The 18,359-nt window shown below is 64.2% G+C and carries 24 protein-coding genes; 11 read left to right on the forward strand and 13 right to left on the reverse strand.

Annotated elements, in window-relative coordinates:
• Positions 1-456 precede the first annotated feature (456 nt).
• Both AC50X7_RS13035 and AC50X7_RS13040 read right to left on the reverse strand, forming a co-directional pair.
• Positions 457-708 (reverse strand): hypothetical protein, encoded by a 252-nt coding sequence (locus AC50X7_RS13035; protein WP_494979392.1) that lies wholly within the window; start codon positions 706-708, stop codon positions 457-459.
• Between the two features lie 251 nt (positions 709-959).
• Entirely contained in the window at positions 960-1,235 is a 276-nt protein-coding gene (locus tag AC50X7_RS13040; RefSeq protein ID WP_494979393.1) for a hypothetical protein, read from the reverse strand.
• Between the two features lie 179 nt (positions 1,236-1,414).
• Between AC50X7_RS13040 and AC50X7_RS13045 the strand changes: the two genes are divergently transcribed.
• Positions 1,415-2,125, forward strand: a complete 711-nt coding sequence (locus AC50X7_RS13045; RefSeq protein WP_494979394.1) for a TetR/AcrR family transcriptional regulator C-terminal domain-containing protein — start codon at positions 1,415-1,417, stop codon at positions 2,123-2,125.
• A gap of 363 nt (positions 2,126-2,488) precedes the next feature.
• Here the strand turns inward: AC50X7_RS13045 and AC50X7_RS13050 are convergent, their stop codons facing one another.
• Entirely contained in the window at positions 2,489-2,929 is a 441-nt protein-coding gene (locus AC50X7_RS13050; protein ID WP_494979504.1) for a four-helix bundle copper-binding protein, read from the reverse strand.
• Positions 2,930-3,114: 185 nt separating this feature from the next.
• Here AC50X7_RS13050 and AC50X7_RS13055 point away from each other — a divergent pair, with 185 nt between their 5' ends.
• The gene (locus AC50X7_RS13055) at positions 3,115-3,939 is read left to right on the forward strand and encodes an alpha/beta fold hydrolase (protein ID WP_494979505.1); all 825 of its coding nucleotides are present in this window, start codon (positions 3,115-3,117) and stop codon (positions 3,937-3,939) included.
• Between the two features lie 973 nt (positions 3,940-4,912).
• On the opposite strand, the gene AC50X7_RS13060 is transcribed toward AC50X7_RS13055, so the two are convergent.
• On the reverse strand, positions 4,913-5,512 hold the full coding sequence (locus AC50X7_RS13060; RefSeq protein WP_494979395.1) for a hypothetical protein: 600 nt from the start codon (positions 5,510-5,512) through the stop codon (positions 4,913-4,915).
• 163 nt (positions 5,513-5,675) lie between these two features.
• Here AC50X7_RS13060 and AC50X7_RS13065 point away from each other — a divergent pair, with 163 nt between their 5' ends.
• Positions 5,676-6,092 carry a hypothetical protein gene (locus AC50X7_RS13065; protein WP_494979396.1) on the forward strand — a complete coding sequence of 139 codons (417 nt, stop codon included), beginning with the start codon at positions 5,676-5,678 and terminating at the stop codon, positions 6,090-6,092.
• An 8-nt stretch (positions 6,093-6,100) separates the two neighbouring features.
• Here AC50X7_RS13065 and AC50X7_RS13070 read toward each other — a convergent pair whose 3' ends face one another.
• Positions 6,101-6,787, reverse strand: coding sequence for a TetR/AcrR family transcriptional regulator C-terminal domain-containing protein (locus tag AC50X7_RS13070; RefSeq protein ID WP_494979397.1), 687 nt, complete (start codon positions 6,785-6,787; stop codon positions 6,101-6,103).
• Positions 6,788-6,923: 136 nt separating this feature from the next.
• Here AC50X7_RS13070 and AC50X7_RS13075 point away from each other — a divergent pair, with 136 nt between their 5' ends.
• Positions 6,924-8,309, forward strand: a complete 1,386-nt coding sequence (locus AC50X7_RS13075) for a flavin monoamine oxidase family protein (RefSeq protein WP_494979398.1) — start codon at positions 6,924-6,926, stop codon at positions 8,307-8,309.
• 94 nt (positions 8,310-8,403) lie between these two features.
• Positions 8,404-8,886, forward strand: a complete 483-nt coding sequence (locus AC50X7_RS13080) for a pyridoxamine 5'-phosphate oxidase family protein (protein ID WP_494979399.1) — start codon at positions 8,404-8,406, stop codon at positions 8,884-8,886.
• A 7-nt stretch (positions 8,887-8,893) separates the two neighbouring features.
• On the opposite strand, the gene AC50X7_RS13085 is transcribed toward AC50X7_RS13080, so the two are convergent.
• Both AC50X7_RS13085 and AC50X7_RS13090 read right to left on the reverse strand, forming a co-directional pair.
• On the reverse strand, positions 8,894-9,493 hold the full coding sequence (locus tag AC50X7_RS13085) for a DUF6919 domain-containing protein (protein ID WP_494979400.1): 600 nt from the start codon (positions 9,491-9,493) through the stop codon (positions 8,894-8,896).
• Between the two features lie 72 nt (positions 9,494-9,565).
• Positions 9,566-10,165 (reverse strand): hypothetical protein, encoded by a 600-nt coding sequence (locus tag AC50X7_RS13090; RefSeq protein WP_494979401.1) that lies wholly within the window; start codon positions 10,163-10,165, stop codon positions 9,566-9,568.
• A 164-nt stretch (positions 10,166-10,329) separates the two neighbouring features.
• Between AC50X7_RS13090 and AC50X7_RS13095 the strand changes: the two genes are divergently transcribed.
• Positions 10,330-10,710: a VOC family protein gene (locus tag AC50X7_RS13095; RefSeq protein ID WP_494979402.1), complete on the forward strand. Its 381-nt coding sequence runs from the start codon at positions 10,330-10,332 to the stop codon at positions 10,708-10,710.
• Positions 10,711-10,800: 90 nt separating this feature from the next.
• On the opposite strand, the gene AC50X7_RS13100 is transcribed toward AC50X7_RS13095, so the two are convergent.
• A complete protein-coding gene (locus AC50X7_RS13100) occupies positions 10,801-11,205 on the reverse strand; it encodes a DUF5997 family protein (RefSeq protein ID WP_494979403.1) in 405 nt (134 codons plus the stop codon).
• Between AC50X7_RS13100 and AC50X7_RS13105 the strand changes: the two genes are divergently transcribed.
• Positions 11,168-12,004, forward strand: coding sequence for a LysR substrate-binding domain-containing protein (locus tag AC50X7_RS13105; RefSeq protein ID WP_494979404.1), 837 nt, complete (start codon positions 11,168-11,170; stop codon positions 12,002-12,004). The two genes, AC50X7_RS13100 and AC50X7_RS13105, sit on opposite strands and share 38 nt — an antisense overlap.
• Before the next feature lie 65 nt (positions 12,005-12,069).
• Here the strand turns inward: AC50X7_RS13105 and AC50X7_RS13110 are convergent, their stop codons facing one another.
• The 3 genes from AC50X7_RS13110 to AC50X7_RS13120 are packed head-to-tail and all read right to left on the reverse strand — an operon-like array spanning position 12,070 to position 14,008.
• Positions 12,070-12,765 (reverse strand): DUF3618 domain-containing protein, encoded by a 696-nt coding sequence (locus tag AC50X7_RS13110; protein ID WP_494979405.1) that lies wholly within the window; start codon positions 12,763-12,765, stop codon positions 12,070-12,072.
• A complete protein-coding gene (locus AC50X7_RS13115; protein WP_494979406.1) occupies positions 12,762-13,193 on the reverse strand; it encodes a phage holin family protein in 432 nt (143 codons plus the stop codon). The genes AC50X7_RS13110 and AC50X7_RS13115 overlap by 4 nt, the downstream gene beginning before the upstream one ends.
• Complete coding sequence (locus AC50X7_RS13120; RefSeq protein ID WP_494979407.1) at positions 13,190-14,008, reverse strand: hypothetical protein; 819 nt, start codon at positions 14,006-14,008, stop codon at positions 13,190-13,192. Before AC50X7_RS13120 ends, AC50X7_RS13115 begins: the two co-directional genes overlap by 4 nt.
• A 272-nt stretch (positions 14,009-14,280) precedes the next feature.
• Between AC50X7_RS13120 and AC50X7_RS13125 the strand changes: the two genes are divergently transcribed.
• Entirely contained in the window at positions 14,281-14,811 is a 531-nt protein-coding gene (locus tag AC50X7_RS13125; protein WP_494979408.1) for a MarR family winged helix-turn-helix transcriptional regulator, read from the forward strand.
• Positions 14,812-14,885: 74 nt separating this feature from the next.
• On the opposite strand, the gene AC50X7_RS13130 is transcribed toward AC50X7_RS13125, so the two are convergent.
• Both AC50X7_RS13130 and AC50X7_RS13135 read right to left on the reverse strand, forming a co-directional pair.
• Positions 14,886-15,188: a hypothetical protein gene (locus tag AC50X7_RS13130; RefSeq protein ID WP_494979409.1), complete on the reverse strand. Its 303-nt coding sequence runs from the start codon at positions 15,186-15,188 to the stop codon at positions 14,886-14,888.
• A 214-nt stretch (positions 15,189-15,402) separates the two neighbouring features.
• Positions 15,403-15,735 (reverse strand): hypothetical protein, encoded by a 333-nt coding sequence (locus tag AC50X7_RS13135; RefSeq protein ID WP_494979410.1) that lies wholly within the window; start codon positions 15,733-15,735, stop codon positions 15,403-15,405.
• A gap of 63 nt (positions 15,736-15,798) precedes the next feature.
• Here AC50X7_RS13135 and AC50X7_RS13140 point away from each other — a divergent pair, with 63 nt between their 5' ends.
• The 3 genes from AC50X7_RS13140 (at position 15,799) to AC50X7_RS13150 (ending at position 18,312) form a co-directional block, all read left to right on the forward strand.
• A complete protein-coding gene (locus AC50X7_RS13140; protein ID WP_494979506.1) occupies positions 15,799-17,433 on the forward strand; it encodes a 5-oxoprolinase subunit B/C family protein in 1,635 nt (544 codons plus the stop codon).
• A gap of 73 nt (positions 17,434-17,506) precedes the next feature.
• Positions 17,507-17,911 (forward strand): alpha/beta fold hydrolase, encoded by a 405-nt coding sequence (locus AC50X7_RS13145; protein ID WP_494979411.1) that lies wholly within the window; start codon positions 17,507-17,509, stop codon positions 17,909-17,911.
• 5 nt (positions 17,912-17,916) lie between these two features.
• Positions 17,917-18,312: an alpha/beta fold hydrolase gene (locus AC50X7_RS13150; protein WP_494979412.1), complete on the forward strand. Its 396-nt coding sequence runs from the start codon at positions 17,917-17,919 to the stop codon at positions 18,310-18,312.
• Positions 18,313-18,359 lie beyond the last annotated feature (47 nt).

The following is an 18,359-nucleotide window of genomic DNA, read 5'->3' on the forward strand; positions in this document are numbered from 1 at the left end:
AGCTGTTTCCGGTGTGGACGAGGCTATCGGGATCCTGCTGTAGGGCGGGTGCGTTGGCGAGCCGTCAGGGGTGAGGTCGAGGTCCTCGACGGCGGGGGTCTCTGGCCCGTCAGCGGGAGTGACGTCGGGTGCAAAGGTGTGGCTGTAGTTCGTCATCTGGACATGCCTTCTGCCGTAGAGGGCGGGGGCTGGTAAGAGGTCCGCACCGCTGTTCCACCCGGAATCGGCGCCGCCGGGGCAAGGCCTGCGACATGTTCTGCGGTGGTTGCCAGTACACGTGACCGGTGGCATTTCGAGCAGCGGATGGCCACCGCCAGGGTGCCTGCCTGTCCGCTTCTGACAGCCGGTGACTCGACCAGGAGGTGCCGGTCGGCGTCACGCGTCCGGCACCACGCATGTTGACCGCGCCATGCACGCCCCGGGGACGTAACTGTTGGTCGTTGTGGTCATCGGGGGTCAGATGACAGCCCGGTAGCTGTTCAGGATGTAGTCCGCTGCCGCTGGGCCCCTCATGCGCAGGTAATGCCCGGTATGGACGCGGTGCTTCATCGCGGCCCAGAAGGTGTGCTCTGGCCGGGGGAGTGGCGGGAGACGGTGGCACCAGCTGGTGTACAGGCCGTACAAGGAATCACCGTCAAGAGTCGAATCGGACTGCGGATCACGGTAGGTAGCTTCCTGGAGGAACTGGTCAAATTGCGAATGCGCCATGAACGGCTCTTACCAACACTGTGAATGTGCCATGAGGGCTCTTTTCACTACGGTGCAGATCTCCGCCGTTCGGCTACAGCGGCCTGAAACTCAGATGTCTTGCACGGGACATCGAGCGTACTGCCGCGACCATGAGGTCAGTGTTGCTCCGGCAGGCGAATACATAAGGTGAAGCAGATGACTCTGGCGCAGCATCCGTGTGGATGCTGCGCCAGGATCAGCATTCCCGGCGGGGGCCGGGGGGGCGCCCGTTAGGCGTGGTTGTTGTGGGCGCGGTTGCCGGCCTTGGCCAGGCCGCGGGCGATCATCAGACCAACAGTGAGCCAGGTGATGTACTGCATCGCGTCATTGGCGTTGAAAACATCGACACCGTTTTCGCTTGCATCGTCCCCAACAACTGCCGCGGTAATGATCGTGGCGATCACTGCAGCGACGTAGATAGCGAACTCGAGGGTCCGGGTCGAGATCTTGATGTCATTGGCGTTGCGGGCGGTGCTGGTGTGCGTGTTCTGGGTTTGGGTCGTCATGTGGTTCTCCTTGGGTGATGTGAGCAGCCCTGAGCGGCTATGCAAACTCTGATCCCTGTACTGAAACCATGTCGACAACTTCTCTACGCTGTAGACTTTACGCGTAGACTAAATAATAAGCAAGCTTACGCATCCGTAAACATGGGTGGGCCTGACGCAATCAACAGGACGGTTCCTCTATGGCCTCCCCCGCACACACTCCCAACAGTCCAGTTCCCCGGAAGGCGCGCCTGAGCAGGGACGTTGTCCTCTCTACCGCGTTGAAGTTGGTGGATGCCGAGGGCCTGGATGCACTCACTATGCGCCGGTTGGGCCAGGAACTGGGGCATGACCCCATGAGCCTCTACCGTTACGCGGCCAACCGGGCAGCCCTGCTGGACGGGGTCACCGAAATGGTGCTGAACGAACTGGCGATCTTTGCCGATGACCCTGACTGGCAGGCCCAACTGCGCCGGATCGCCCACGACCTCCGGCTACTTGCCCTGCGCCATCCCAACGTCGTGCCCCTGCTAGTGACCCGGCCACTGTCCACCCCTTTGGGCCTGCGCCCACTGGGCACACTTCGCCCCTTGGAACAGATCCTGGCGCTGCTGATAACGGCAGGCTTCAACCCCGCTGATGCCCTGCACGTCTACCGCGCCTACTACGGGTTCCTTTACGGCCACATCCTCAATGAACTGCAGGAATACATCGTGGACCCGGACGAGAACGAAGCCATCCTCCGCCTTGGCCTGCATCGCCTGCCGGCAAAAGAGTTCCCGCACCTGCGCGCACTGGGGCCGGTCCTCGCGGAGTACGACGGTGACGTTGAGCTTGATCAAGGACTGGGCATCCTGCTCTCTGGCCTTGCCACACAACTCTCGGGACCGCACCCAAAGCCTCTGGCTTGAAAACGCGTTCCGCCGCAGCGGAGATAAGCCTTCCTGAGGGCATCCGGCCCCCCCTCGGCAACTTGTAAACGCCGATTGTGATGATTCGTCAAGCCATCGTTCCACGGTGGGGGAGAGGTCATAATCTCCTGGACCGGCCAGTGGAGTCCGAAAGATAGGCCGGCATGGATAAACGTGTTGAGGTGGGATCGACGATCGGCCGGAAACGGTCCTGGAGGTACGCGTGGAACTGGTCGCGCCGCTGCGGCCGGTCGACGCCGCTGTGGTCAGAACGCGACGACGTCACGTTCGCCAATCCCCCGGGCCCCTTCGAAGGGCTACGACCAGGTATGTCAGGTCATCGACAGCGCGTCTGCACGTGTCCTATCCTGAGGCCAGCATGGTGCTGCAGGCGGCTTCGCAGCGGCGGCACGCTTCGGCGCAGATCCGGCAGTGCTCGTGCATGCCTGCGTGCTTTTCGCACTCTTCGGCGCAGGCGGCACATGCTGCCCGGCACGCCTCTAGTGCGGCGAGGGTGATGGATGTCTGTCCGCCGGTCTGCCGTGTCAGGATGTTTCCTGTCGCGGCGCAGACATCGCCGCAGTCCAGGTCTGTGCGGATGCATGCGGCGAGTTCTGCGACCATGTCTTCACCCAGACAAGCGTCCGCGCAGGCCGTGCACATCTGAGCACACTCGAAGCACGCCGCAATCCTCCCCGCGACCCTTCCCTTCCGCCCCCTGTTGACTTCGTCTGCCGGATGAGTTGGTTCGGAAGTGCGCGCCAACACTTCCGTGAATAGCCGTAACCGGTTTGGTTCGCCCATGCCTTGGCCGACAAACGCTCTAATCGCGATCATGATCCCTGTCGGAGGAGTCGCGTAAGCCAGGTCATATCTAATGGGCTGAATCAACGTCACCTTGGTAATAGTGTGAGAATCCCTAGGATTCTCTATTTCCCGTGGATAGTATCTGGGACAGGACGCCACCCTACGTGAGGGTCAGTGAGAACGTGATCGAAGGAGTTGCTGCGGTAATCGGCCGGAACAATGTCACCATTATCGGCCGGGATGATGGGCCTGTAATGATGTTTGCCCACGGTTTTGGTTGCGATCAAGCTATGTGGCGGAAGCTGCTGCCCTATTTCGTAGATGATTACCGGCTGGTGCTTTTTGATCATGTTGGTGCAGGACACTCCGACATCAGCGCCTACGATTGGGAGAAGTACGGGTCCCTGGATGGGTACGCGGCGGACCTGCTGGAGATTTGTGCCGCTCTTGAACTTGAGGACGTCATCCTGGTGGGCCACAGTGTCAGCACTATGATCGCTGTGATAGCCGCAGTGCAAGACCCCAACCGTTTCTCCCACCTGGCCCTGCTTGCTCCTTCACCCCGTCACACGGATGACCCGTACGACGGCTACGTGGGCGGGTTTTCGCGGGAAGACATCGAGGGCCTGCTGGCAGCTCTGGACAGCAACTATTTCGCCTGGGCGGCGGCCTTGGCGCCCGTGGTTATGGGCAACCCGCAGGAGCCGGAATTAGCGGAAGACCTGCGTACCAGCTTCTGCCGGACAAATCCGTCCATCGCGCGGCACTTCGCCGGGGTAACTTTTTTCTCCGATACCCGCCCTGAACTGAGAAAGGTGCGCACCAGCTGCCTGATTCTGCAGTGCTCCGACGATCGGCTTGCCCCGCCGGAAGTCGGCGCCTACCTGCACAAGAATCTGGAACACAGCACGTTGGTGCAGCTTCAGGCCACCGGGCACTGCCCCCACGTAAGCGCTCCGGAGGAGACGGCCCGGGCGATTCTGCACTACCTCAACACCACTGCGTAACCGGACAGCGCCGGAGCTCCGCGGATAGCTTCAGTGCAGCACCTTCCAACCGAGGAGCCCTCACCGTGAAGGGTGAGATGGTGCGATCAAAGCTTCCCATCGGATCAGAAGCGCCAACGGCCTGGAGGTAGTTGACTTTCTTGACGCCGACCGAGCAGGTAACAACTCTCTGACCGTACTTTCCTGGAATGACGGCTCGAGGCACCACGGTCAAGCGCCGGCCCAGAGTGCTCAAGCCGTTCGGAAAATGACCGTGGCCGGTACTGGGATGCAAGCACTCTGAGCCCGTCGGCACGGACCGCAGCATCCGCAACCGCGTAGAGGGCGCTACTTAGCTGGCTTCGCTCAGCAAAGGCGCCAAGCTCCCATGGCCTGGCAGAAAAGTCGGGGGCGTAACCCACAGACGTTTGGATCTGGTTCCACGCAGTGGCTATCTGTTTTTTCCGAGATCAATCCCGGCCATATCCAAGTGATTCGACAAAAGGCCTTGGTCATTAATTCGTGCAGTTTGGCCGTCGAACTCTACATATAACTCGACAGGAGTTCCGTCATGAAGAGTATGCGGAAGCGTGAATAGGTACCCATGGCCGGATTTCCGGACATCGATCAGACGTCGGTGATCAGGGGCCAGTTCTTCCATGAGATCGCTGGTTTTCGTTATGATGTTGTCGCCTCCTTCCAAGGGTGCGACCACGTCACTCCGCTTCGAGACCAGGATGCAGACGACCCAGAAGAACGCGGCCGAGTGCGTCCAGCTAGGATTCGCGTCCACCGCTACTCCCGCACGTTGTTCCCATGGCGCTCCTCCTGGGTTTCCCTACTTCACCCTCACCATCTTGATGGGCGAGTCTGGAAACTTGGTGAAAAACAGCCGTGCATTCACCACTTATTTGAAGCGTCCATGCAACTTGCCATCGCCCTCCGGACCACGCCCGCGATCCATGGCCCAAAAGTCACCCCACCGTGGCTTCGATCAGCGCTGGACGCGTTTCTGGGCAGAGGCTCGCGAAAGGCCCATGTACCCCTCCTTGGTCCCCAGTACATGGACTTTGAGAGCTTGACCGCGGTCAGTGGCCGCAATGCGGTAGGTGACTTTGTTGGCGCCCCGGATCGGCTGGTTGTTCCGGTACCACTGATAGCGAAGCTGCGTTCCGGGTATCCACGCCCCGGCATGGGCTGTTAGCGTCCGTCCTGCCTGCAGGGTTCCGGTTATTAGCGGTGTAGGGGCGGTCAGGACGCCGGTGTTGACCAGGTGCTGGGCGCCTTGCCTCGTGACCGTCGTGTAAAAGGTGTGCGTGCCCACGACCCGCACCCGCACTACGGCGTTGCGATCTCCCGCCAGCACTGTATAGCTTGAGCTTGTCGCGCCCTGAATGGCCTGGCCGTTTCTAAGCCACTGGTAGCTAAATTTGGTCCCAGCGGTCCACCCGGGGGTGGAGGCCCGCAGTGTCACTCCAACGCGTGCGCTTCCGGAGACCAGCGGTTCGGCGGACGTCAGATTAACCAGCGGGATCTTCACCACGGAGGCCTTGGCTTCGTGGGAGGCATAGCCGGGACTGTCCGTTCGAACCACTGCCTGAAGCGTAGCTCCGGCGTCAGAGGCTTTCAGGGTGTATGCCGCCGTGGTCGCACCGGAAACAGTCTGCCCGTTGCGCAGTCAAGCGTAGGTTACTGCCTGCCCGGTAGGCCAAGGATTGTTAGCCGTTAACCGGTAGCCGGGTTGGAGTCTCGGCTCGGTGAGCGCGACCGAAACGTCGTTCGCCCGTGTCGGTGCCCTGACGAAGCCCACGACCGTGACGGGAAATCTCCCGCTCTATCCCAGAATCAATACCCTGGTCATCAACCAGGACCGGCTGAACGGGTTGCCCGACAAAGAACGCCGCACCCTGGAGCAAGCAGCAGACGCCACCCGTGCGTGGGCCACCGCATCGATGCCTGCTACTGCAGCCGAGGCCGTCGGATACTGTCGGGCCGGAGGGACCATCTTCACGGCACCGGAAGAGGGCGTCGAGGCGTTTAAAGCAGCAGCAGCCCCAACAATCACCAGGCTGGAAAAGGACCCCGCGACCAAGGCCCTCATGGGCAAGATCCGCTCACTGGCGGCAACCACGCCCGCCCCGGCCCCGTTGGCCCCCTGCAGCCCCACCGGATAGCAACCCGCCTACCCCCGCAACGCGCCGAGCCCCGAAATCAGCGCCTCAAGCCCCAGTCCGAAGGCAACGTCAGCCGGCCGCCCCCCGCTCAAAGAAGCGGCGCTCCGCACGGCAGCGGTGAAATGAGGCGTGGACTCCGCCATGGACCCTGAATCAAAGATGTCCTCAGGCGCGGTCACGTCATAAGCCGAGCCGAAGATGAAGGACTCCAGTGCCACAATGGAGGAAACAACGCGCTCCTGTGGGAAACCGGCGTCGAGAAAACCTTTGCTCACTGTCTCGTACATGGCGAGGGTCTGCGGCGCGTCGGTCACCGGAAGCACGGCAATGACGGGGATCAGCGGCGTGTGTTCCGCGAAGACGTTGCGGTAGCTCCAGGCCCACCTGCGCACGGCGTCCTCCCACGGTGCCGACCCAAAATCCGACACGTCCACCAGTGAGGTGAGGTGGTCCTCCACCAGGAGCAGGACGTCCCGCTTGGCAGCAACATGGTTGTAGAGGGCCGACGGCGCCACGTCCAGTTCCTTGGCCAGGCCCGCCATCGTGAGGCCGTCGTAGCCCTTGCGGTTAATGAGCTCCAGCGCGGCTGCCGTGATCCCGGCCTTGTCCAGCAGCGCTGCCGACGGGCGCCCTGCACGCCTCCTGGCGCCGGCGTTTCCGGCGGAGCGTCCCTGCGTGGCTGGTACTGCCGGCATGACTGGCCTTTCTCTGGTGGGTCTCCAGCATTATTCCATCCGGCACTTCCGGTCCCTGCAGCGGGCCGCTATAGTTCTAATAAATGAACGCTATTCATTTAGTGGCTCCCGTCACCAAGGAAACAAAGAGGACATCATGCTGAACCTGAACCGCGACGTCGTTGTCGTCGGAGCCGGACCCTCGGGACTCACCGCAGCCCGCGAACTCAAGAAGGCAGGCCTCACCGTCGCCGTCCTTGAGGCACGCGACCGCGTCGGCGGCCGCACGTGGACCGACACCGTGGACGGCGCCATGCTCGAAATCGGCGGCCAGTGGGTCTCACCGGACCAGACAGTGCTCCTGGACCTCCTTCAGGAACTGAATCTCCAGACCTACCCCCGGTACCGCGAAGGCGAGTCGATGTACATCGGCAAAGACGGCGTTCCCGTCCGCTACACCGGCGACTCCTTCCCGGTGGACCAGGACACCGAAGCCGAGATGGACAAGCTCATCGCCCTGCTGGACGGGCTCGCCGCCGAGATTGGCCCCACCGAACCCTGGGCCCACCCCAAGGCGCGGGAACTGGACACCATCTCCTTCCATCACTGGCTGCGGCTGCACTCCGCCAACGAGGAGGCCTGCAACAACATCGGCCTGTTCATCGCCGGCGGCATGCTGACCAAGCCCGCCCACGCGTTCTCCGCCCTGCAGGCAGTGCTGATGGCTGCCTCCGCGGGCTCCTTCACCCACCTCACCGATGAGGACTTCATCCTGGACAGGCGTGTGGTGGGCGGCATGCAGCAGGTCTCCCTGCTGATCGCGCAGGAGCTGGGGGACGACGTCGTCCTTAACTCCCCGGTGCGCACCATCAACTGGGAACAGGACGCCGACGGCGGGCATCGCGTTACCGTCGTTTCCGACCAGGCCACCGTCAACGCCCGCTTCGTAATCATGGCCGTGCCGCCCAACCTCTACTCGCGGGTCTCGTTCAACCCGCCGCTGCCGCGCCGCCAGCACCAGATGCACCAGCACCAGTCGCTGGGCCTGGTCATCAAGGTCCACGCCGTCTACAGCCGTCCGTTCTGGCGGAACTCCGGCCTGTCCGGCACCTGCTTCGGCGCAGGCTCCCTCGTCCAGGAGGTTTACGACAACACCAACTTCGGTGACACCCGGGGCACCTTGGTGGGATTCATCTCCGATGAAAAGGCCGACGCCGTCTTCGAGTTGGGTGCCGACGAACGCAGGAGCGCCGTCCTGGAGTCCATCGCCGGGTTCCTCGGCGCCGAAGCCCTCGAGCCCGAGGTCTACTACGAGTCCGACTGGGGCTCGGAGGAGTGGACCCGCGGCGCCTACGCCTCCAGCTACGACCTCGGCGGCCTCCACCGCTACGGCAAGGACCAGCACGCCCCCGTGGGGCCCATCTACTGGTCGTCCTCCGACCTTGCCGCGGAAGGCTATCAGCACGTCGACGGTGCCATCCGGATGGGCCGCCGTACTGCCGCCGGCATCTGCGAGGCAGCCCGGGTGGGCGTGCCGGCCTAAGTGATGCCGGGGTAGGCGGGCTGGAAAATAAGCATGCTTACCAATAGGCTGGCGGATGGGGAGCGTCCCCGCATGCAGACGAACGAGGTGAAATATGACTGACACCGAGAGCATCAGCAAGGTCACGGACATCATCAACCATTCCCACATCGGAATGTTGACCACCGTCAACGAAGAAGGCGCCCTCGTCAGCCGGCCGCTGGCGGTCCAGGACGTTAAAGACGACGGCGACATGTGGTTCTTCACGGGCCTCGGCACCTCGCAGGTGGCCCATGTCCGGGCTGACCCGCGCGTCAACGTTTCCTTCGGCAAGAAAACCGAATGGGTTTCGGTTGCAGGGACTGCTGAGGTGGTGACGGACCGGGCGAAGATCCGGGAGATGTGGAACCAGGCCGTTGAAGCGTGGTTCCCGGACGGCCCGGATACCCCCGAAGTGTGCCTGCTTCGCATCGATTCCGACTCCGCCGAGTACTGGACCAGCCCGGGCGGCACCGCCGCGACCGTGTTCCAGTGGGTCAAGTCCAAGGTCACCCACAGCCGGATGAGCGTGGGCGAAAGCGGCACCGTCGAGCTGTAGGAAGCTCCTACGAATGGTTCAGGGCGCCGAGGACGGCGGGCAGCAGCACGCCGTCCCGGCCCCAGAACGGGTCCAGGACCTCCACGTACCAGGAATCGGCGAGCAGCAGCGCCAGCGTTTCGTTGGTCTCGTCGGCCCAGTCCTGGATTTGCTCCTCCGTGACAGGGTTCTCGCTGGACCCCAGGACCGTCACCACCTCGCCGCCATCCAGGGTCACCGGGATGGCTGCATTGCTGGACTCGCCGGGGGAGTGGGCCACAGTCACGAGTTCAGACCGGGTGGACAGGGCCAGGAGTTCGGCTGCCACTTCTGCGCTGCAAAAGCCGGTGACGTACTGGCGCTGTACAAGTCCGCCTGCGTTCAGCCCGGGCTGCGATTCCTTAGTAAAGAGCCCATTCCGGTTCAGGTCAGCAAGCGCGACGGCGATCGCTGCGGTCTCGGCGTCATACCTTGCCGTGAAGGTGGCAGGTTGAAATTCACTGTGCCCTTCGAGCCAGCGCGCTGTCAGTTCGCCGGCGGCCGGCAGCGTGGTGGCCTGCCGCCAGGCTCCCCGGTCCTCCAGACGCCTGCCGAACCGGTCGCGGTCTTCTGTTTCTTGAGGCTCCATCCTCGGATGCTACGGCGCCCCGCCGCCGGACTCCAGTGGAAGCGACACAGCAGTTAATGCACAAACAAGCAGTTATTGTCCCGCCGCAGGGATCCCCGCCGCCTGCTCGGCGTCGGCCAGGGCACGGCTGAATCGTTCGACGGCGGGCGGGTACCCGTGGTGCCCCGCGGCCCTCAGCTGCTCGGCCTCACGCATGGCTTTGATGACGGCAGCGGTCTGAGGCCGCCGGACATCGGTCATGGCCGGGTAGTCGATGCAGTACGCAGGATCCAACTCGTACCGGCGCCAGCGCTCCAGCAGCACGCTGTGTTCAGCCTGCGCAGCCGTGTGCAGGGGCAGATACTCCCGGCGTTGCCGCCGAAGAGAAAGCCAGGCCACCATCCGCGGGCTGCCCCGGTAGGCGGCGACGCCGGAAGCCACGGCCGCGCCGGCGAGGAAAAGCCCCGCCCACGCGGACGTGAGGGCGGGAATGATCAGGGCGGGAAGGGCAACCGCTGACCCAAGGAACAGGTCCCAGAACAACTGGTCCGACCACTCAGGTTCCGGGGCCGGCACGGCAAGCGCCCGCCGTCGGACCTGGAAAACGGTGGCCGCCACGCTGATGACCAGCACGGATCCGCACAGCAGGAGGATCCATGCCCCCTGGAACAGCGATTCTGCGATGGCTGCCACCTTGCACCTCCACGTCCACAGGCCCGGCGCGAGAGGCCGGCTGGTGTCCTTCCATTCCAGCGCCTTCCTGCGCCGTGGTCAATGGCCACGGGACCGGGACCGGGACCGGGAGCAGGGGAGGGCGGGGCTTTCGGGGCAGGTGCGGCTGCACGTACCTTGGGACCATGAGACTCAAGATGTGCAGCATCCACGTTCAGGACCCCACCGCCGCCCATACCTTCTACACGCAGACGCTCGGTTTCGAGACGCTGATGGCCATGCCCGAGTACAACCTGTTCATCATCAAGGACCCGGGCGCGGACCAGGGCTCAGTGGGCCTGCTGCTGGAACCAAGTGACAACCCGATCGGCGCGAGTTACATGAATGCTGTCTACGAGGCCGGCCTGCCTGCGATTGTTTTTGGCGTCCCGGATGTGCGGGCGGAGTATGAGCGGCTGGTGAAGGCGGGCGTCAGCTTCAAGAGCGAACCGGCTGAAGACCCCTCCGGGATCAGCGCAGTGTTCGACGACGGCTGCGGCAACTTCGTCCAGCTGCACCAGGACTGAGCCCCCTGACACAACGGAGGCTTGTTCGCGGATCCGGACCTTGAAGGGTTCGGGTCTGCGAACAAGCCCTCGGTTAATAACCTGCCCGGATTACTCGGCCTGGGCGCGGGCCCGCTTGGCGTCCTTCTTTGCAGCTTCTTCCTTCACCCGCTGGGCTTCGGCCCGGACCGCGGCGTGGGTAGCGCGCTCGCTGACCAGCCACGCGGGGGGAGCCTGCAGCAGTGCGGTGATTTCCGCCGTCGTCAACGCTTCCTCAACGCTGCCGCGGGACAGTCCGCTGATGGACACGTTCAGCTTCTGGGCCACCACGGGGCGGGGGTGCGGACCGTTGCGGCGCAGTTCGGCCAGCCACTCCGGCGGGTTGGCCTGGAGTTCGGCGAACTCGGCGCGGGTGATGGTTGATTCCTGGAACTCCTGCGGTGTTGCGGGCAGGTAGATGCCAAGTTTCTTGGCAACGGTGGCCGGCTTCATGGACTGGGAGTTTGCAGAGGTCATGCTTCAAGGGTATCCGGGCGGACGGTACTGTGAAGACGTGCCCACCGACAACACCCCCCAGACAGACGGCCGTCCTGCAGGGTTTGCTGACCCGGCCGATCAGGACGCCCCCCGCGTGCTCCGCATCGCCTACGTGGCGGGAGTGACGCCCGGCAAGTGGATCCGCCGGTGGGAAGAACGGGTGTTGGACATTCCGCTGCAGGCGTTTATGTCCGACGACGGCGCGCAGGTTGAGGTGCTGCAGGACGGTTCCGCGGACCTCAGCTTCGTCCGTCTTCCGGTGGAGCGTGAAGGCCTCAACGTGATTCCGCTGTATGAGGAGCAGCCCGTGGTGGTTGCCCCTAAGGGCCACGAAATCTCCGTGTTTGAGGAAGTGGCGTTCGCCGACCTGGAGCAGGAAGCCTTCCTGGACGTCACTGCGCTGGGTGGCCCGGAGGCGGCGCTGCAGGTGGTGGCAGCCGGCGCGGGACTGGTGATCCTGCCCATGTCCGTCGCCCGGCACTTCAACGTCAAAGACACCGTGGCACGGCGGCTCACCGGCGCCCCAGGCACCGAAATCGCCGTCGCCTGGCCTGTGGATTCCACTGATGAGGTCATCGAGGAGTTCATCGGGATCGTGCGCGGGCGTACTGCCCAGAGTTCCCGGCAGCCCTCCGCCCAGCCAGTCAAGGCCAAAAAGGAGCCCAAACCGGACCGGCGCGGTACCGGAACCAAGAAGGCCCCCAAGGTGGCCCAGCGTTATGCCCCGAATCCGGACAAGGGCCGGGGCAAGGGGTCCCGCAAGAAGGGCAAGCGCTGACATCAGCCCAAAGACGCCGGAAGGCCGGCTCCGTGCGGAGCCGGCCTTCCTGTACCTAAACGTTCTTAGGTGTTTTGGACGTTGGTTTTGGCGTCGGTGGCGCGGTCTTTGACGTCGGTGACGGCGCCTTGGCCTTCGGCTTTGACGTTTTGGGCGGCGTCAGCGGCGGTGGCTTTGACGCTTTCCATGGCTTCCTGGGCTGGTTCCTTCAGGTCCTGGACCATGTCCTTGGCCGCGTCGGTGACCTTGCCGGCGAGGGGCTCGGCGGCGGTTTTGAGCTGCTGGGCTGCTTCGCGTTCCTTTTGGCTGGCCGGGATCAGGGACGAGACGAGCATCCCGGCGCCGAACGCGATCAGGCCGGCGGCCAGGGGGTTGCCCTGGGTTTTGGCTTTGACCTGGTCCGGTGCGTGCGAGATCGCGGTGCCTGCGTCGCTGAGTTTGGCGGCGAAGTTGTCCTTGGCCCCATGGAGGGAGTCGCCGGTGCTGTGCAGGGCGTTCCCGGTGTGGCCGGTACCGGAGTGGACTTTGTCCTGGACACCCGAGGTGGCCGAGGAGACCTTGTCCTGGACGGTGGTGCTGGCTGAGTCTGCTGCTCCCATGATTTTCTCCTTCACCCCGACGACGGCGTCTTTTACCTTGTCGGTTTGGCGGTGGACGATGTTGGAAGGGGTGACTTTATCGGCGACCGCGTCCACGTTGGTGCCCAGGCGGGCGCGGGTTTCTTCAATGTCTGCACGGATTGCGTCCGGGTTATCGCTCATCGGTTTACCTCACCTGGTTTTAGGGTTGGGGGAATTTCGGAAAGTGTCTCGCTGGTCTGCGGGATGCCTTTGATCTGTTTGAGTTCCTTGCGGCCCATCGAGGCCAGGACCGCGGCGATGATGCCCCAGATCACGGCGACGATCACGGCGGCCCAGCCCAGCGGCATCAGGGCGCCCAAGGCAAACATCAGTGCCAGGGACAGGAAGACCAGGACGAAGTGCCCGGCGACGCCGGCGCCGGCGAGCATCCCGCCGCCTTTGCCTGCCTTGGTGGCGGACTGCTTCACTTCGGCCTTGGCCAGTTCGACTTCCTGGCGCATCAGGGTGGACAGGTCCCGGGTGACATCACCCAACAACTCACCCAGCGAGGCGTTATCAGCCTTCACATGCGCTTCACTCGGAGCAGGCTCCGGAATAGTACTACTCACAGGTGGCGTCCTTCCTTTGACTGGTAGGGGTCATCCTCGAACCGCAAGGGGGTGTCTTCTGCCGTGCCGGAGGGCAGGGTTGCCGTGGAGACCGGAGCTCCGGCCCCTACAACAGGCTCGTCGTACAGGTCCGTGTCGCTTCCTGCGGCGAACACTGTCTCCTGCCTGAGTGGCGCTGCCTGCGGGGCCAGGGCGGGACGCTGGGCGGGGTAGGACTGTGCGGTTCCACCCTGGGAACCGGTGGCGCCCGCGGTGAGGCCGCGGGTGAGGCGGCCCACGAGGATGCCGGCGCCTGCAGCGAGCAGGAGGAAGGTGCCGGGCTTGTTGCGGGCGAAGGTCTGGACCTCAGTCAGCAGCGAGCCTGCATCCTTGTTTTCGATCCAGGAAGCCATGGACGAGGTGCGGTCAGCAGCCTGTCGGATCAGGTCGCTGGCAATGCCCTGTTGGTCCGGGGCATCGGCCATGCTTTGCAGCTGGCTGGAGATGGTCCGGATGCCTTCGGCGGCCTTCTGCTGCTGGGTGCCGGCCTGGCTGGAAAGCCCGGACTTCGCCTGGGACAGCAGGTCCTGGGCACTGGACTTGGCCTCTGAGGCGACGTGGGCTACTTCTTCCTTGGCCGTCTGGGCTACGCCCTGGGCTGCCGAGGCGGCATGGCCGGCCACGTTCGATGCCTCTTCCTTGGCGGCCTGCTTCTTGGAGCCGGCGCTGGAATCGGCTGTGCCCGAAGTGGCGAAGGTGTTGTCAGAGCCAACCTCTGAGGCGTAAGGGTCCGAGATAGCAGGGTTGGGCGTCTGGGGCCATTGGTTCTCTGTCATCATGCTCTCTTTCGTAGAAGGGTCGGCTGGCGATCAAGAACCAGCAGTGCTTGCTGTAGTTAGTAAGCATGGTTACTACTTAGATACTAAGCACACTTCCCATTTGAATTGCAAGGGGGCGTGTTGGGGCGGCTGTCATACGGCCTTGCTGGCCCGGGCGATAGTAAGCCTACTTGCGAATTGGATGCTAAGCATGCTTATTGTAGGTAGGTAGCGACGCATGAAGGGGTGACGACACCCGCACTTCGCCACCTACAGGAAGGCCGCGGCCGATGACCAGCAATCTCGATCCGGACGCCCGGAACAGCTACCGCCTGATTACGCTTGCGGCGCGTCTGGTCCAACGGCGTCAGGATGATGCTCTGGCGCCCCTGGGCCTGACCCGGGCCGCCGTTATAGCGCTCGAAGGGCTGGCAGCCGGACCACTGAACCAGGAGCAGCTTGCGGAAGTGGTCCGGGTACAGAGCCAAACCCTGGGCCGGGTACTCACCCGGCTTGAGGCGTCAGGGCATATCAGCAGGAACCGCCACTCGGCGGATCGCAGGCAATTCAAGGTAGAGCTCACCCAAGCCGGCAGGGCGGCGCTCGAGGCGGCGCGGCAGGCGGAAATTGATGCCTACCCTGATGACGCCGATATCTCATGGACAGTCCTGCAGGAGGAATTATCGAAATTCATCCGTGCACTGCCGCCCAGCCGGGACCCGGACGTGGTTCCCTTCGTGGCTCCCGACCACAGGAGTGCGCGCCGCCCCCATGGCGGCCGCGGCAACGGCCTGCGCGGGCTGGACCAGCCGCACCAATGATGACACGCAAAGATCAGTCATGACAGGGCAAGAGGGGCAGGGCCGCACGGACCTGCCCCTCTTGCCTTGACTGCCTACTTGTTGTTCTCCTGGTTTTCGGTGGCGTCGCTGTCTTCCAACAGACCCCGCTGCGCCAGATCGGCCGTCTCCGACGACTCGGGCGGCAACGGATCCGTGGCCGGCGGTACATCTGCGGGCGCATAGTCGGCAAGGCCGGCGGCAACCCGCTCCTGGTCGGCTGCTGCTTCGTACACGTCGTCGTCTATGTCTTCCGGCATCTTGCCGTGGCCAGTCCGGGTGGGATTCGGCAGCGCATCCTCTTCGGGGATGATGACGCCACCGGGGGCAGCGTCCTGGTTTTCATTCGAAGTTGCCATCATTGACCTTCCGCTCGCTTGTGTTGTTTGGGCTTAGGGCGAGGGCACCGTTGGATCTGTGGGCCAGCGGAGCAGGGATTTTTGGGTGGGGTGAGCTTGTTCAGCCATGACGATCTCCTTCGCTCTGTGATTAGTATCACAGGCTTACTAGTTCGTCGTTTCACCGTAGCACCAGCCGGCGGCGGCTAAAAGGGGTTGCAGGAGGGAACTCCGGTTAGGCGGCGCAGGCATCCTTCAGGGCCTGGACGGACTCGGCCGGCGCTTGGTCTCCGGCCTCCGCGATCTGTCCCAGCGGCGTCGTAATTTCCGCCGGGACGCCGGCAGTACGGGCGGCTGACACCAGGCCGCCGAGCACCCGCTTGTCCTCCACGCTCACCACGCCGTCCTGGACTACCGCACAGATTTGCCGGTTTACTTCATCGGCGGCAGCGGTGGCCACTTTCGAGGCTGCATCGCTGGCAGCATTCCCGGCGGCTTCTTCTACGGCGCCGCAGCCGGCAAGCAGCAGCAGGGGGACAGCGGACAGGGCGGCAAGGCGGCGTTTCATGACTCCACCCTAACAATCCAACATCGTTGTCCTCCCGCGTACCATGAGGTTCCTATGGAGACAATGCCGCCTGCTCCCGGTCCGCCGGCATCCCCCGACCCGTCCACGGCCCTGAAGGTGCTGTCCGTCCGCGCGGTGGGCACGACGGCGGTTCTCGCCGAGCTTTCCGGGCTTCCGGCGGTGCTGGCCCTGCTGGCCTCACTGCTGAAGCAGCCGCTGCCAGGCCAGCTGGATGTCCTGGCCGCCGCCGAGACCGTGCTGGTGATGGCGGACTCTCCACGTTCGGCACGCGCCATGCCGGGGCTCCTGCTCGCCATGGACCTGACGGTCCCGGCCCGGGCCGAGGGCCGGCTGGTGACCATTGACGCGGTGTACGACGGCGAAGACCTAGCCGAGGTTGGGCGGCTGACAGGACTTGGCCCGGACGGAGTGGTCGCGGCGCACACCGGACAGGTGTGGACAGTGGCCTTTGGTGGTTTCGCGCCCGGCTTCGGATACATGGTGGGTGAGAACCAAGTGCTTGACGTTCCGCGGCGCTCCTCGCCCCGGACGGTTGTTCCTGCCGGCTCGGTGGCGCTCGCCGGCATCTACTCGGCCGTTTATCCGCGGCAATCTCCCGGCGGGTGGCAGCTGATCGGCCGCACAGCCGCGCATATGTGGGACCTCGGCAGGGAACAACCGGCGCTCGCTGCCCCCGGGGACAGGGTCCAGTTCCGGCCCGTCCGGGAACTGGTTGAGGTAGCGGCACCGTCTGCCCCCGCCACTGAAGCTGGTGCGCCGGAGGTGCCGTCGGGGCTGCGCATTCTGTCGCCGGGACTGCAGAGCCTTGTCCAGGACCTTGGCCGCCCCGGACACACTGGCTTGGGAGTGGGCGCAGCCGGTGCCCTGGACCGTTCATCCCTGCGCCGCGCGAACCGGCTCGTGGGCAATCCGGCAACGGCTGCCGCCGTCGAGACCGTTGCGGGAGGGCTGACGGTGCAGGCCCTGGGCGACCAGATCCTGGCTGTCACCGGAGCCCCGGGGGAGCTGATTCTGCGGCGGGCAGATGAGGACGAGGAGGACGCGGAAGCATACCTCGAGAGGAATATATCCACGGCGGAGGCTTTCGTGCTGCTTGATGGCGAGGTGTTCACTGTTGGAGCACCGCAACGAGGCGTTCGCAGCTACCTGGCCGTCCGGGGCGGTGTGACGGCAGAAGAAGTGCTGGGCAGCTGCTCCACCGACACCCTGTCCGGGCTGGGACCTGCTCCGCTGGCTGCAGGAGACGTGATTTACACGGGCGATGCCACGGTCTCACAGGTCGTCAGCAGCCCGGAGTTGCAGCCAGACTTTCCGGGCCCGGGAGTGACGCTGCTGGACGTAGTGCCGGGGCCGCGCGAGGACTGGTTCGACGCCGCAGAGGTGGGATCGTTCTACAGCCAGGAATGGGAAGTAACCCCGCGGTCCAACCGGGTGGGGATGCGCCTGGCGGGCGAAGCGCTTCAGCGGAGCCGGGAGGGGGAGCTTCCCAGCGAGGGTACGGTGACAGGGGCACTCCAGGTTCCGCCGGAGGGAATGCCGGTGCTGTTCCTGGCCGATCACCCGGTCAGCGGCGGATACCCCGTCATAGGCGTGGTGGTGGACCACCAACTGGACCTCGCGGGGCAGGTGCCCATAGGGGCTCGCATCCGGTTCCGCCGTGTCGAGGGTGCGGGCTGAGGTTACGTGTGGACCTGCCGCCGGCACCGGGAGCGGGACTAGGATGGCCCGAAAACGGAAGGAGGACCATCAGATGCCTGAGCACGTCCCGGCAGCCCCCGAAACGGGGTATGCCCCCGTCAACGGGCTGCAGATGTATTACGAGCTGCATGGCGCCGGCGGTACGCCGCTGCTGCTCCTGCATGGCGGACTCTTCGACATCGAACAACAGTTTGGTGCCTTGATCCCGGGCTTGTCGGAGGGCCGCAGGGTCATCGCCACAGACTTCCAGGGTCACGGCCGAACCAACGACATCGACCGTCCGCTGAACACCCGCGACCTTGCGGCCGATGTCGTCGGACTCCTTGACCAGCTGGACGTCGAGGTGCGGTCGCGCTGCATGTGGCAGTCAACCATCCGGAGCTTGTCCGCAAGCTCATCGTTTCATCGGTGTCGTTCCGGCCCGACGGTGACCGCGGCGGAAACGCTGAAGCGGTAGCCGCCATGACTGTCGACATGATCGCCGGCACCCCGATGGAACAGCGCTACCTGGCTGTTTCGCCGCATCCGGACCTCGCGCACCTGCAGGGGCTGCTGGACAAGCTCGGCGGCTACGATGCCGGCACCGGCGGATGGAGTGATAAGGAGATCCGCGGCATAGCCGCTCCAACGCTCATCACGGTGGGCGATTGCGACATGGTCAAGCTCGAGCATGCTGTGCGGTTCCTGCAGCTGCGCGGGGGAGACGTGAACGGAGACTTTGACGGCGTGCCCGCGTCGCAGCTGGCGGTTTTTCCCGGCACAACTCACTTCTTTGGGCTGTCCAGGACCGGGCTGGTGCTGGACGTTGTCACCACGTTTCTGGACGCGCCCCGGCCGTCAGGCTGGCAGGACCAGTGATTACCTGAAGCGTCCGACGGCGGGTGGCCCCCCGCCGTCGGACGCTG

The organism is Pseudarthrobacter sp. Hb11 (assembly GCF_059383655.1).

Excerpts from the sequence above, each read along its gene's own strand:
- AC50X7_RS13135 (WP_494979410.1), bottom strand. The coding sequence starts at position 15,735 with ATGAAACGCCGCCTTGCCGCCCTGTCCGCTGTCCCCCTGCTGCTGCTT.
- AC50X7_RS13075 (WP_494979398.1), top strand. The coding sequence starts at position 6,924 with ATGCTGAACCTGAACCGCGACGTCGTTGTCGTCGGAGCCGGACCCTCG.
- AC50X7_RS13095 (WP_494979402.1), top strand. The coding sequence starts at position 10,330 with ATGAGACTCAAGATGTGCAGCATCCACGTTCAGGACCCCACCGCCGCC.
- AC50X7_RS13145 (WP_494979411.1), top strand. The coding sequence starts at position 17,507 with ATGCCTGAGCACGTCCCGGCAGCCCCCGAAACGGGGTATGCCCCCGTC.
- AC50X7_RS13130 (WP_494979409.1), bottom strand. The coding sequence starts at position 15,188 with ATGGCAACTTCGAATGAAAACCAGGACGCTGCCCCCGGTGGCGTCATC.
- AC50X7_RS13120 (WP_494979407.1), bottom strand. The coding sequence starts at position 14,008 with ATGACAGAGAACCAATGGCCCCAGACGCCCAACCCTGCTATCTCGGAC.
- AC50X7_RS13040 (WP_494979393.1), bottom strand. The coding sequence starts at position 1,235 with ATGACGACCCAAACCCAGAACACGCACACCAGCACCGCCCGCAACGCC.
- AC50X7_RS13110 (WP_494979405.1), bottom strand. The coding sequence starts at position 12,765 with ATGAGCGATAACCCGGACGCAATCCGTGCAGACATTGAAGAAACCCGC.
- AC50X7_RS13080 (WP_494979399.1), top strand. The coding sequence starts at position 8,404 with ATGACTGACACCGAGAGCATCAGCAAGGTCACGGACATCATCAACCAT.
- AC50X7_RS13140 (WP_494979506.1), top strand. The coding sequence starts at position 15,799 with ATGCCGCCTGCTCCCGGTCCGCCGGCATCCCCCGACCCGTCCACGGCC.
- AC50X7_RS13100 (WP_494979403.1), bottom strand. The coding sequence starts at position 11,205 with ATGACCTCTGCAAACTCCCAGTCCATGAAGCCGGCCACCGTTGCCAAG.
- AC50X7_RS13045 (WP_494979394.1), top strand. The coding sequence starts at position 1,415 with ATGGCCTCCCCCGCACACACTCCCAACAGTCCAGTTCCCCGGAAGGCG.
- AC50X7_RS13085 (WP_494979400.1), bottom strand. The coding sequence starts at position 9,493 with ATGGAGCCTCAAGAAACAGAAGACCGCGACCGGTTCGGCAGGCGTCTG.
- AC50X7_RS13050 (WP_494979504.1), bottom strand. The coding sequence starts at position 2,929 with ATGGGCGAACCAAACCGGTTACGGCTATTCACGGAAGTGTTGGCGCGC.
- AC50X7_RS13035 (WP_494979392.1), bottom strand. The coding sequence starts at position 708 with ATGGCGCATTCGCAATTTGACCAGTTCCTCCAGGAAGCTACCTACCGT.
- AC50X7_RS13125 (WP_494979408.1), top strand. The coding sequence starts at position 14,281 with ATGACCAGCAATCTCGATCCGGACGCCCGGAACAGCTACCGCCTGATT.
- AC50X7_RS13150 (WP_494979412.1), top strand. The coding sequence starts at position 17,917 with ATGACTGTCGACATGATCGCCGGCACCCCGATGGAACAGCGCTACCTG.
- AC50X7_RS13070 (WP_494979397.1), bottom strand. The coding sequence starts at position 6,787 with ATGCCGGCAGTACCAGCCACGCAGGGACGCTCCGCCGGAAACGCCGGC.